At 49.7% G+C, this 12,561-nt stretch carries 10 protein-coding genes; 6 read left to right on the top strand and 4 right to left on the bottom strand.

Annotated elements, in window-relative coordinates; genetic code table 11:
- Window positions 1–13 precede the first annotated feature (13 nt).
- Window positions 14–313, top strand: coding sequence for a PilZ domain-containing protein (locus tag J3B89_RS11805; protein ID WP_068238154.1), 300 nt, complete (start codon window positions 14–16; stop codon window positions 311–313).
- Between the two features lie 64 nt (window positions 314–377).
- Here J3B89_RS11805 and J3B89_RS11800 read toward each other — a convergent pair whose 3' ends face one another.
- Together J3B89_RS11800 and J3B89_RS11795 are read right to left on the bottom strand one after the other, a co-directional pair.
- Window positions 378–947: a YceI family protein gene (locus J3B89_RS11800; protein ID WP_215397757.1), complete on the bottom strand. Its 570-nt coding sequence runs from the start codon at window positions 945–947 to the stop codon at window positions 378–380.
- A gap of 70 nt (window positions 948–1,017) precedes the next feature.
- Entirely contained in the window at window positions 1,018–2,232 is a 1,215-nt protein-coding gene (locus tag J3B89_RS11795) for a class I SAM-dependent rRNA methyltransferase (RefSeq protein ID WP_215397756.1), read from the bottom strand.
- A gap of 106 nt (window positions 2,233–2,338) precedes the next feature.
- On the opposite strand from J3B89_RS11795, the gene J3B89_RS11790 reads away from it, so the two are divergent.
- Window positions 2,339–3,334: an NAD(P)H-quinone oxidoreductase gene (locus tag J3B89_RS11790; RefSeq protein ID WP_215397755.1), complete on the top strand. Its 996-nt coding sequence runs from the start codon at window positions 2,339–2,341 to the stop codon at window positions 3,332–3,334.
- A gap of 83 nt (window positions 3,335–3,417) precedes the next feature.
- The gene (locus tag J3B89_RS11785) at window positions 3,418–4,887 is read left to right on the top strand and encodes a hypothetical protein (RefSeq protein WP_215397754.1); all 1,470 of its coding nucleotides are present in this window, start codon (window positions 3,418–3,420) and stop codon (window positions 4,885–4,887) included.
- A gap of 31 nt (window positions 4,888–4,918) precedes the next feature.
- On the opposite strand, the gene J3B89_RS11780 is transcribed toward J3B89_RS11785, so the two are convergent.
- Together J3B89_RS11780 and metG are read right to left on the bottom strand one after the other, a co-directional pair.
- The gene (locus J3B89_RS11780) at window positions 4,919–6,328 is read right to left on the bottom strand and encodes an MFS transporter (protein WP_251372360.1); all 1,410 of its coding nucleotides are present in this window, start codon (window positions 6,326–6,328) and stop codon (window positions 4,919–4,921) included.
- 46 nt (window positions 6,329–6,374) lie between these two features.
- Window positions 6,375–8,423 (bottom strand): methionine--tRNA ligase, encoded by a 2,049-nt coding sequence (metG, locus tag J3B89_RS11775; RefSeq protein ID WP_215397753.1) that lies wholly within the window; start codon window positions 8,421–8,423, stop codon window positions 6,375–6,377.
- 131 nt (window positions 8,424–8,554) lie between these two features.
- Between metG and apbC the strand changes: the two genes are divergently transcribed.
- The 3 genes from apbC (at window position 8,555) to J3B89_RS11760 (ending at window position 12,559) form a co-directional block, all read left to right on the top strand.
- Window positions 8,555–9,619: an iron-sulfur cluster carrier protein ApbC gene (apbC, locus tag J3B89_RS11770; protein WP_215397752.1), complete on the top strand. Its 1,065-nt coding sequence runs from the start codon at window positions 8,555–8,557 to the stop codon at window positions 9,617–9,619.
- Window position 9,620: 1 nt separating this feature from the next.
- Window positions 9,621–10,211, top strand: coding sequence for a dCTP deaminase (gene dcd / locus J3B89_RS11765; protein ID WP_215397751.1), 591 nt, complete (start codon window positions 9,621–9,623; stop codon window positions 10,209–10,211).
- A gap of 230 nt (window positions 10,212–10,441) precedes the next feature.
- Window positions 10,442–12,559, top strand: coding sequence for a hypothetical protein (locus J3B89_RS11760; RefSeq protein ID WP_215397750.1), 2,118 nt, complete (start codon window positions 10,442–10,444; stop codon window positions 12,557–12,559).
- Window positions 12,560–12,561: the final 2 nt, after the last annotated feature.

Below are 12,561 nucleotides of genomic sequence, written 5' to 3'. Positions count from 1 at the left end.
TAGGGGAGGTATTATGCTGACAAAAGGCGACAACCGGCATTATTTCAGGATGATGGTCAATGCTGACGTAAAACTGATGATTAATGACCCTGAAACCGGGCGGGTGATAGATGGCATTTGCCGTGATTTAAGTGCATCAGGCATGTCAATTGAAGTGGATGAGCCGCTGGAAATGGGTACTCTGATCCGGGTACGGCTTGATTCTGCCAATGCCAGCATACCGCCGCTGGATGCCAGTGCAAAAGTGATGCGTTGCAGCCAGGAAAGTGAAGATATTTATCAGTTAGGTTTAGCTTTTATGGAGCTAAATTAAACTAAGCCCTAATGCAAAAAAGCAGCTAAAGCTGCTTTTTTACTGGCCAAGTCAAACACAGTTTTTACTGTTGGTTAAAACGCACAGTAAAACTAACCGGTACTAAGGGGCTAATGCTTTGAAGCCCGGCTAACTGTTGTAGTTTGCCTACGCCGGCAGCTAATTTGAAACTGTGAGTGTTTAGCATCAGCGGTGCTTCTGTTACCGCTTGCAGGGTATTAGCACTGAGTCTGGTAATACGCAGATTGGCATTCAGCGCCGCTGTCTCTGTGGCTATGGTGACGTTAAGTGGCAGTTCCAGCAATATACTGTCGCGAACTGCCAGGTTGGCTAGCGCATCTTGTTTTAACTCTGCAGATACCGTGATGGCTGCAAATTGCTCAGCCTGCAGTACATATTGCCATATCCGCTCGTTGCGGATTGGGATCAGCGTCTCCAGGCTGTTCACCGGAATACTGATATTAACCATGCTGCCATCCCAGTTGCCGCTTAACTGCTTAAAATGATGAGTTTCAGCGACTATTTCATTTTTTACCGACACGAAATGCAGGCTGGATTGGCTGTTATCTAACTGCCAGTTAGCAGCAGAAACCAGGCTGCTGCTAAATACTAAGGCAAGGGTGAATAGTTTCACGTTGTTTCTCCAATGATGACAATTTTATGTCAGCATACCGCAAAGCTATGCTGTTGCCCAAGTGCTAATGTCAGTAGATTTTACACACTAAGCCTTTGAGGTAACTGCCTTCCGGGTAAAAGCTGGCTATTGGATGGTCGCTATCCTGGCTGAGCTTCTCAATAAACAAACAGTCTCGTTTGGCATCAAGTGCGGCATCGGCAACAATTTTCTGAAACAGGCTGTCTTCCATCAGGCCAGAGCAGGAGAATGTCAGCAACAAGCCGCCCGGTTTGACAATTTGCATCGCCACCATATTAATATCTTTATAACCGCGGCAGGCACCGATTAACTGCGCTTTGCTTTCGGCAAATTTGGGCGGGTCCAGGATCACCATATCAAACTGCTTACCTTGCTCACGGTACTGGCGCAGCAGCTTAAATACGTCAAATTTAACATTATCAATTTTTGCCAGATCAAGCTGATTCAGTTCCGCATTCTTTAATGCGGTATTAAGTGCCAGTTCGGATAAATCGGCATTAGTGACCGCCACAGCCCCCCCTTGCAACGCAGCTACACCAAAGGTGCCGGTATAGCTAAAACAGTTCAGTACGGTTTTATCTTTGGCATACCGTTTAGCTGCAGCACGGCTGGCACGTTGGTCCAGATAAAAGCCGGTTTTATGGCCCTGCATCACATCAACCAGCAGTGACATGCCGTGCTCTTTAATAATCACTTCGCCATGCTCACGTGGTAAATGCAGCCAGCCGGTAACCGGTTTTAAGCCTTCTTTTTTGCGTACATCGACATCTGAGCGCTCGTAAATACTATGCTCAGGAAACAGTGCTATTAAAGCCTGCACTATAGCATCGCGCCAGGCATCAGCACCGGCAGATAACAGCTGACACACCAGTATGGTGTCGTATTTATCGATGGTAATACCAGGCAAACCGTCGGATTCTGCTGCTACAACCCTTAAACCCGTGGTGCGGCTAAGATCAAACAGCTCTGTACGTAACTGCCAGGCCCGGGCAATACGGCGCTGAAAAAATGTGGCATCTATTTGCTCTTGCTGGTTAAAGCTCCACACCCGGGCCCGTATTTGTGACTCGGCAGAGTAAGCGGCATAGCCCAGCCATTCACCTTTGCTGCTGACAACCTCAATTGTCTGGCCATTGGCCGGAGCACCGCTGACACTTTTTACCGCTTTGGAGAATATCCACGGGTGTAGCCGTTTTAATGACTTCTCCCGGGTTTCCTGCAGAGTTAACCGGGGTAATACAGATGAGACTGAAGGCTTATTCATGGGCATTTACACACTGTGCTAGACTAAAGGCCGCATTGTAGAGAAGCGCTGCCCAAAGCTAAAGCACAATTTAAGCTAAAGCAGCCAATTTGCTAAGGAGTCAGTTTTGGTCAGCATCCCCGCCACTATGCAGGTTATTGCCGTAGAAAACGCCGGTAAAGACAGCACATTATGTATCGAACAGCGTGCAGTGCCACAACCGTCAGCAGAGCAACTGCTGGTTAAGGTGGCGGCTGCGGGGATCAACCGGGCAGACTTAATGCAGCGTCGTGGCCTGTATCCGCCACCAGAGGGCGAAAGCGACATTCTGGGGCTGGAAGTGGCCGGGGTGGTCGTTGCTGCCGGGCCACTGCATAAAAGCTGGTTGGGTAAAGCCGTGTTTGGTTTGGTGCCGGGTGGAGGTTATGCTGAATATGCACTGCTACATGCCGGGCATGCCATGGCTGTGCCTGCTGGCTACAGCATGGCAGAAGCTGCCGCAACGGCAGAGGTATTCTTAACGGCTTATCAGTTACTGTGCAGCATTGGTAACCTGCAAGCTAATCAGCGGGTGCTTATTCACGCCGGTGCCAGCGGGGTGGGGACGGCAGCCATACAACTGGCAAAAGCCATTGGCGCAAAAGTGGCGGTTACGGCCAGCAGCGCTGATAAGTTGGCCGCATGTACTGCGTTGGGCGCCGATCTGGCAATAAACTATAAAACAACTGCTTTTGAGCAGGAGTTGGCCAGCCACTGGCCGCAAGGCGTGGATCTGGTGCTGGACCCGGTAGCGGGCGGGTACATCAGCCGTGAGATCCCGTTACTGGCAATGGATGGCAAAATAGTGCTGTATGCCATGATGGGCGGGCATGACATACCACAACTGAATTTAGCACCTTTGTTTAAACGCCGCGGTCAACTGATATGTTCTACCTTGCGTAATCGCAGCAACCGGTATAAAACTAATCTTACTCAGGCGTTTAGTCAGACTTATGCTACCATGCTGGCGCAGCGCCAGATACAGCCGGTGCTGCAACAACAGTTTGACTGGCGCCAGGCACAAATTGCACATCAGCTAATGTCCAGTAATGCCACCATTGGCAAGCTTGTGTTAACATTCTGATTTGTTGAAAACCTATAGCTGCCCGCACACTGTTTTGTGTCAGCCGGGCAGTGCGCATATTGTAACAAGGACGCCGTACCAGAATGACTTTAGGTTCCATCGGAAAATCAACTTACAGTAAGTTGGTGTCAACGCTAATTAACCGTATTTGTGATACTACGGCAGTAGCCGACTCCATGTACGAGCAGGCGGCACAGTATTTTCAGCAGGCAGTAGCGCAGCAGGCAGAAAAAACTGAACTGGAACAACAGGTTTTTTTATTTGAAAACCGGCAGAAGCAGGTAAGCAAGCGCGATCTGGCGTTAGTTGAGCGCAATTTGCAACAAGCGCAAAATGAAAGACAAACCTTTCAGCAGGCGCGCAATGATGAAGCCAGTGCCCGTATGACGGCACTTAAAAAAATCTGTCTGGACATTTTGGAGTTATGCCAGGGCGAATCGCAGGAAGACACTCATATGAACAGTGCCAAACTACTTGGTACTATTCAGCTGTTGTCGCCTACCGAAGGCAAGCATGTTGCCGCCAGCAATCAAAAAAGTAAGCATTTATATAAGGCTATTTTGTCACTGCGTTTGCTGGATAAACTACTGGCCGATGGCGAGCTGAACAACGCTTATGTGCAGCAGCGTTACAGAGCCAGCAAAGGCTTAAAAGCCGGCAAAGATGAGTATGATCCGTTTCGCGATGATGTACAGATCCCATTGTTAATGGCGGCACTGCTGCAGGATATTGGCAACTGTCACCCTGAAGCTCAGCTGATATTAAAAGGCGCAGATGGTAAAGCTGATGAGTTTCGCGTGCTTGAGAATGACGAGCGGCTGGCGTTGCTGCAAATTAGTTATCGCGAAAGCCTGAAATATGTTACCCAGGGCCTTGGGCTGGATAAGTACAGCGGTAATTCCAGAGAAGAGCGCGACCAGTTTATTAAACTTGAAGGTGAGCGGCAGAATTTTGTGCTGATGTTGCTGAAAAACGCCATCAAGCCGGAGCACGGTATTGGCAATGTGCTTAAAATTCCGCAAATTTATACCTCGGTTGTATTATCGACCAAAAGCAGCTTTGCCTATGAAACTTTACCTAAAGTGGCTCTGGTGCTGGAAAAGGGCGTAGAGAAGGGGGTATACAGCAAGGTTGCGGTAGATGCGCTGTTAAGTATTACCGGTATTTTCCCGCAGGGCTTTGGCATCACTTATATTCCGAAAGACTCTGATCGACAGGATCTGGACCGTTACGAATATGCCATCGTTACCGGGCTTTACCCGGCCGATATCCGCCAACCGATCTGCCGTATGGTAACCCGTAACCTTACTTATAACGTGTCTGCTCAAGGCTGTATCGTTAGTGTAGAAAACAACCTGTACTACCCGCAAGCACGAAAAAAGCTGGAGCGGATCAGCGAAGAGCGCCTGCTGGAAATTCTGAGTAAACTGGTATCAAATTTTGAAGAGCGCAAAAATATGCCGCTGTTGCCCAAATTCTGGCGCCCGGATGAGTACTTCTCTTATGTGAAAAACCAGAATCTGTGGAATAAAGTGGTTATGCACAGTAACTAGCACAGTAACGGACCCGGCAACAAAACCGTCATCAGACGGTTTTGTTTTGCCCGGCATCAGCCGGGGTATCGTCAGCTGGCTCAAAATGATCGTCAGCCTGCTGCTCTTGTTCAATATCTTCATCATAGCCAGCAGGTACTTGCTGATAAGCCGCGATAAAGTCTTCGTCGCGCATTTGCGCCACTACTACTTCTTCGTCAACACGCGGATCAAGCGCGGCCGCCAGCGGTGATGATACTAAATCACCTGAGCCCATTTTAAACTGGGCATTTTGTTGCTCGTCCATCATGCGCTTAACCATTTTTTGCGTATAGTTTACCCGGATCAGTCGTAAAAACAGTGTCAGGGCACAGCAACTGATAAAGGCGTACAGCATGGCCGGACCAAGCAGCTGCATTAACGCCGATGCCAGCAAGGGGCCAAAACAGGCTCCCAAACCAAAGGTCAGTAATACTGTGGCAGATAGTGCCACCCGATCATTTTGTTCTACATTCTGGTTGGCAAAAGCAGAAGCAATAGGGTAAAGCGTAAAGGCCAGCACACCGTAGCAAAAGGTTGCTACCAACAACAGCCAGCCACTTAATGGCAACAGCGCAATCAGCAAGGTAAGAATAGTCAGTACGGCGGCATTAAAGCGCAAGATGCGGCTGCGTGGCACCCGGTCAGAAATTTTGCCCATAGGCCACTGGGCTAACAAACCGGCTAAGATGGTTACCGACATAAACAAGGTAACCTGTTCAGTGCTCATGCCTTTAGCGGCAGCATAAGCGGGCGCCAGGCCATAAAAAGCACCGGCCATCATGCCGGCGACACTGACTGCCGTCAGAGATTGCGGTACCAGCTTCCAAAACGCCAGAATTTTCAGTGGTGCCGGTTGCAGCGGCGCCGGGTGAATACGTTTGGTTAGCGCTATAGGTACTATACACAGCGAGTAACACATGCTGATAATAAGCAGAGGCGCAATACCCAGCTCAGGAAACTGGCTAAGCATTAACTGGCCGCCAATCATGCCAAGATAAGAGGTGATCATATAAAAGGCGAACACGGTGCCACGCTGCGAGCTTTCTGTTTGTTCGTTCAGCCAGCTTTCCAGCACCATATACTGGCACATCATGCCCATACCAACGATAACCCGCATTATCAGCCAGATTTCCAGCTGGCTTATCAGCACATGGCTCATCGCACAAGCGCTGACAATAGCCGCGCTGGCGACAAAAGCGCGGATATGGCCAACCTGCGCAATAACCTTATGGCCAAGCTTAGAGCCCAGCACCAAACCAAGGTAATAGCAGGACATTAAGGCGCCAATCCAGATAGAATCGACCTGCTGCTGTGCCAGCGACAACCCCAGGTAAGTTGATAACGAACCCTGGGCCACCAGCATCAGCAAAGTGGTAAGAAACAAAGCGCTAAAACTGCGGTAAGGGTGTTTACTGGTCATCCGTTGCCTTAAAAAAATACAGGCAGCCCAAAGCTGCCTGAAACAGTTACTTCACACGCATACCGGGCTGGGCACCGTCATCCGGCGACAGAATAAACAAGTCGCTGCCGCCGGGGCCTGCGGCTAACACCATGCCTTCGGATAAACCAAAACGCATTTTACGTGGAGCCAGGTTTGCTACCATCACCGTTAAGCGCCCTTCAAGCTGCTCAGGGCTGTAGGCCGATTTAATACCGGCAAACACCTGACGTACTTCGCCGCCGCCAATATCCAGTTGCAGTTGCACCAGTTTGTCGGCACCCTCAACGGCGCTGGCTTTAATGATTTTGGCTACGCGCAAATCAATTTTGGCAAAATCATCAATGCTGATGGTTTCGCTTATCGGCTCGCGCTCTGTGCTTACGGCTTTTTCTGTTTTAACCGCAGCTTTAACCGGTGTTGCCGCTTGCACTTGCAGGTTTTCTTTTGAGGCTTCCAGCATGGCGGTAACTTTTACCGGATCAACCCGCTGCATCAGCGCTTTAAACGGGTTGATAGCATGATTAGTTAATGGCTGCTGATAATTCTGCCAGTTCAGTTCGCTGTTTAAGAAGGCTTCGGTTTCTGCGGCCATTAACGGCAACACCGGTTTTAAATAATGCATTAATACGCGAAACAGGTTAATGCCCATAGAGCAAACGTCATGCGCTTCCTGCTGTTTGGCATCATCTTTTACCAGCACCCAGGGCGCTTTGGCGTCAATGTATTGGTTGGCTTTATCGGCCAGCGCCATAATGTCGCGGATAGCGCGGGCAAACTCACGTTTTTCAAAGCTGTCGGCGATGCTTTCACCCATAGCGGTAAATTCTGCCAGCAGTGCTGGTTCAGCCACCGTAGCTGATAGTTTGCCGTCGTAGCGCTTGGTAATAAAACCAGCACAACGGCTGGCAATATTCACCACCTTACCGACTAAATCAGCATTAACCTTCTGGCTGAAATCATCCAGGTTTAAATCCAGATCAATAATGCTGCTGCTAAGCTTAGATGCAAAGTAATAACGCAGATATTCCGGGTTTAAATGATCCAGATAAGTGCGGGCTTTAATAAAAGTACCGCGCGACTTGGACATTTTGGCGCCGTTTACGGTAACAAAACCGTGGGCAAAAATGGCATTAGGTTTGCGCATACCGGCGCCATGGAGCATGGCCGGCCAGAACAGGCTGTGAAAATAAATAATATCTTTGCCGATAAAGTGATACACCTCGGCGTTGGAATCCAGCTGCCAGAAGCTGTCAAAGTTGATGCCGGTTTTATCACACAAATTTTTAAAGCTGGCCAGATAGCCTATAGGCGCATCTAACCAGACATAAAAGAATTTGCCCGGTGCGCCTGGTATTTCAAAACCAAAGTAGGGCGCATCGCGGCTGATATCCCACATTTGCAGGCCATCTTTAAACCATTCCTGCAGTTTATTGGCCATTTCATCCTGCAAACTGCCGCTGCGTGTCCAGTCTTGCAGCATCTGGCTAAAAGCGGGTAAATCAAAGAAATAGTGCTCAGAGTCTTTTAACACCGGGGTGGCACCGGATACCACAGAGCGGGCATTTTTAACTTCGGTCGGGCTGTAGGTGGCGCCGCAGACATCGCAGCTGTCGCCGTTTTGGTCCAGCGCACCGCATTTGGGGCAATCGCCTTTAACAAAACGGTCGGGCAAAAACATTTGCTTTTCCGGGTCAAACAGCTGACTGATAGTTTTACGCTTAATGTAGCCGCCGGCATTGAGCTTATTGTAAATCTTGCTGGCAAACTCGCGATTTTCTTCGCTGTGCGTCGAGTGATAATTGTCAAAGCCAATGCCGAAACCGGCAAAGTCAGCCTGGTGTTCAATATTAGTTTTGGCAATCATTTGCTCGGGCGTAATGCCTTGCTCCTGCGCTTTGAGCATAATAGGGGTGCCATGCGCGTCGTCGGCGCAAACGTAATAGCATTCATGGCCGCGGGCTTTTTGAAAGCGGGCCCAGATATCGGTTTGAATATATTCCAGTAAGTGGCCTAAATGGATAGGGCCGTTGGCGTAGGGTAAAGCGCTGGTTACAAGTATTTTGCGTGTCGACATTAAGCGGTGCTCTTTTGCATAAATAACTGAAAAAATTTCACTAAATGATACACTAGCCGCCATCGATCCGCACCCGCCAAGGTGCGGTTCTGCTAAAAAAACGCGTTAAAGCCTGAATTTGGAACTTGCTGATGTTTAACTGGTTTAAATCTGCCAAAACCGATGCTTTGCCTGAAGCCGCACAGCAGCTGCTGCAACACTGGCAATTGCCCGATAGCGGCGCGCCCTTGGCACTGCTGCTCGATAACGTAAGCCTGCAAAAAAACAATCTGCGTGTCAGCCTGAAGCTGCCATTGTTATCCATAGCACAGCCGTTGCAGCAGGCGCTGCTTGATGCCGGTTTTAGCTATCAGTTAACACTGGATTACCGGTTGACAACAGCGCCGGTGTTTAAACAGATTAAGCAGATTATTCTTATTGCTTCGGGTAAAGGCGGGGTGGGTAAATCTACCACTGCGGTTAATCTGGCGGCTGCGCTGGCGCTGGAAGGTGCTAAGGTTGGCTTGCTGGATGCGGACATTTATGGCCCGTCAATTCCTGTAATGCTGGGGCTTAGCGGTGAGAAAATCAGCTCGCCGGATAATAAATTAATGCAGCCCAAGTTTGCCCACGGCGTGTATTTGCAGTCTATCGGTTTTCTGGTTGATCCACAGCAGGCATCAGTCTGGCGTGGCCCTATGGCCAGCCAGGCGTTGTTGCAATTGCTGAACGAAACGCTGTGGCCAGAGCTGGATTATTTAATTGTTGATATGCCACCGGGTACCGGTGATATTCAGCTGACCATGGCACAAAAGCTGCCGGTAACCGGTGCTGTAGTGGTAACCACACCGCAGGACGTGGCGCTGTCGGATGCAGAAAAAGCCATCAGTATGTTTCGCCAGGTGAATATTCCGCTAGCGGGCCTGATTGAAAATATGAGTTTTTACCAGTGCAGCCACTGTGGCAGCACAGATGATATTTTTGGCACTGAAGGCGGTATCTTATTAGCAGAGCGTTATCAGGTACCGGTGCTGGGCCAGTTACCGCTGCAAAAACAGATCCGCGAGCAGGCCGATGCCGGGGTGCCCATAGTGTTAAAACAGCAGCCTGTGGCGCAAATTTACCGTACAATCGGCCGGCAATTAATGCTGGCATTGCATTGGCAGGCTGCAGCGCAAGCGGCTGGCCAACCTGAAATAATAATAACGGACGATTAAAATGAGACTGTGTGACCGCGATATAGAACGCTATTTAGCTGAAGGTAAAATTAGCATTACTCCGTTGCCTGATGCCGACATGATAAGTGGTGTGAGTGTTGATATACGTTTGGGCAATAAATTTCGTGTATTTGTCGCCCATACGGCTGCTTATATTGATTTAAGCGGCCCGCGCGCCGAGGTAGATAAGGCGCTTAACAGTGTAATGAGTGACGAAATTTACATCGCAGACGGTGACAAGTTTATTTTGCACCCTGGTGAACTGGCCCTGGCGATGACACTGGAGTCGGTCACTTTGCCGGATGATATTGTGGGCTGGTTGGACGGGCGCTCGTCTTTAGCGCGGTTGGGGTTAATGGTGCATGTTACTGCACACCGTATTGACCCGGGTTGGTCTGGCAATATTGTGCTGGAGTTTTATAACAGTGGTAAGTTACCACTGGCGCTTAGGCCACAGATGAAAATTGGTGCGCTGAATTTTGAACTGATGACAGGCCCGGCCGAGCGGCCTTATAACAAGCGGCTGGATGCGAAATATCAGCAGCAAACCGGCGCTGTCGCCAGCCGTATTGGCCACGACGATAAAAGTTGAGCTGCATAATAAAGTAAAAAGCCCACGCATAAGCGTGGGCCAAAAGCTATAAAGCAAAAATGAAGCCGGGTGATTATGCAATAAAGCTGCATAGCTTGGCAATGTCGGTGGCTGAAAAATCCGCATTAAGCTATTGGTAACATCAGGCTGCCTGGTAACATTAGGCCATGTGGTAAATAGTGCGGCGCTGCATTATGCTAAATTAATTTTTGTTTCAGGGAGCGACGGCTGTGGCTGATAACACTACACAACATAAATGGCGTTTTTTCCGCTCAGGCGGTTTTGATCAGGTTGCGCTGGAAACTGCAGCCGACTTACAACACTTAAGCGAGCTTGATCCTAAACTCTGGACAGTGCTGAGCTGCCCAACCTCCGGTCTGGAAATTAACAGCCGTACTCTGGCGTTATTAGACCTAGACGGTGACGGCCAGATACGGGTGCCGGAAATACAGGCTGCAGTCAGCTGGAGTTGCCAGCGCCTTACTGATGCGCAGTTGATGTTTCAACCGCCAGGTGTGCCACTGGATGCAATTTCTGACGCTGATGAAACCGGTGCTGCCATTAAACTTGCCGCTTCGCGGGTGCTGGAATATACCGGTAAAACCGCCGCTGACAGTTTGCAGGTAGACGACTTTGCCGATAAATCCCGTTTATTTTCAGCGGATCATTTTAACGGTGACGGCGTTGTGATGGCAGAGCTTACCGCTGACGATGATGTAAAACAGCTGATCACTGACATTGTCAGTGTGTTAGGCGGTGTGGCTGATCGCAGTGGCGGTATGGGTACTGACACGGAGATGTTAAACAGTTTTATGGCGCAGGCGCAGGCCATAGTTGATTGGCATAAAGCCGGGGCCGCAGAGTCGGACGATTTGCATCCGCTGGGTAATGACACCGCTGCGGCAGTAGCAGTATTTGACAGCGTACAGGCAAAAGTGGATGACTTTTTTGTCCGTTGTCAGTTAGCCGCGTTTGACAGCCGGGCCGCCCAAACACTAAACCCTGAAGCTGCCGTATATGCAGTGCTGGCAAACCGGGCGATAGGCCAGAGCGATGATGACATCGCGGCTTTACCACTGGCCGAAGTGGGTGCAGGCCGGGCTTTGCCATTAGGGCAGGGTATTAACCCGGCCTGGGCGGAAAAAATTAAGCAGTTATCTCAGCTTGTTATTAAGCCTTTGCTGGGTAACACCCAGGACAGTTTAAGTTTGGCTGATTGGTCAGCTATTTCGGCCAAACTGGCTGCATGGCGTGCCTGGCAGGCTGCCAAGCCCGATTCAGCCTTACATCAGCTTGCGCCCGAACGTTTAACTACCATTGTTACCACTGATGTCGCAGCTCGGTTGCAGCAGCTTATCGCCCTAGATTTGGTTGAAAAAACCTTTGCCGATAATGTCGATACAGTTGAGCGTCTGGTGCATTATCAGAGCAATCTGGTTACCTTGCTACGAAACTATGTATCGTTAAGTGATTTTTATCAGGGCGAAAATAAAGCTATTTTTCAGGCCGGAACCCTGTATCTGGATCAACGCAGTTGCGAACTGGTGTTATATGTAGCAGATATGGCCCGCCATGCCAGTATGGCGCCGTTCAGTGGCTGTTATCTGGTGTATTGTACCTGTACACGCCAGGGCGAGGCGGCGGTAAATATTGTTGCTGCGCTTACCGGCGGTGATGTCGATGAGCTGATGGTGCCGGGGCGCAACGGTATATTTTACGATCGCAATGGCCGCGACTGGAAAGCCAGCGTAATAAAAGTGGTGGCACAGCCCGTGAGTATCCGCCAGGCCTTCTGGTCACCCTATAAACGGGTCGCCGCTTTTATTGAAGCGCAATTGCAAAAGTTTGCCGCTTCACGTGATAAAGATATTGAAACCAAAACTACCAGTGGTGTAGCCGATGCCGCCGCAGCACCGGCAGCGGCAACATCTGGTTTTGACATCGCTAAATTTGCCGGTATTTTTGCGGCTATTGGTCTGGCATTGGGAGCTTTGGGCACCATGCTGGCGGCTGTGGTTGCCGGTTTGTTTTCGCTGCAGTGGTGGCAGGTGCCGTTAGTACTGTTTGGCGTGATGTTGCTGATTTCATGCCCTTCCATGCTAATGGCTTTTATGACATTACGGCGGCGTAATCTTGGGCCTTTGCTGGATGCCAATGGCTGGGCGGTTAATACCAGAGCAAAAATTAATGTACCTTTTGGTGCTGCGTTAACCGGTTTGGCTAAGTTGCCTAAAGGCGCCAAACGCTCATTAAAAGATCCCTACGCCGAGAAAAAACAACCCTGGGGCTTAATACTGCTGGTGCTGCTGGTAATTGCCGCTGCAATTGGGTATTGGTTGTACTGGTAAGT

The organism is Rheinheimera oceanensis (assembly GCF_018831085.1).
Taxonomy (GTDB): domain Bacteria; phylum Pseudomonadota; class Gammaproteobacteria; order Enterobacterales; family Alteromonadaceae; genus Alishewanella; species Alishewanella oceanensis.
The sequence above is the reverse complement of the archived record's forward strand: the minus strand, read 5'-3'. Positions and strand labels throughout refer to the sequence as shown.

Excerpts from the sequence above, each read along its gene's own strand:
- J3B89_RS11780 (WP_251372360.1), bottom strand. The coding sequence starts at position 6,328 with ATGACCAGTAAACACCCTTACCGCAGTTTTAGCGCTTTGTTTCTTACC.
- J3B89_RS11805 (WP_068238154.1), top strand. The coding sequence starts at position 14 with ATGCTGACAAAAGGCGACAACCGGCATTATTTCAGGATGATGGTCAAT.
- J3B89_RS11795 (WP_215397756.1), bottom strand. The coding sequence starts at position 2,232 with ATGAATAAGCCTTCAGTCTCATCTGTATTACCCCGGTTAACTCTGCAG.
- J3B89_RS11785 (WP_215397754.1), top strand. The coding sequence starts at position 3,418 with ATGACTTTAGGTTCCATCGGAAAATCAACTTACAGTAAGTTGGTGTCA.
- metG (WP_215397753.1), bottom strand. The coding sequence starts at position 8,423 with ATGTCGACACGCAAAATACTTGTAACCAGCGCTTTACCCTACGCCAAC.
- apbC (WP_215397752.1), top strand. The coding sequence starts at position 8,555 with ATGTTTAACTGGTTTAAATCTGCCAAAACCGATGCTTTGCCTGAAGCC.
- dcd (WP_215397751.1), top strand. The coding sequence starts at position 9,621 with ATGAGACTGTGTGACCGCGATATAGAACGCTATTTAGCTGAAGGTAAA.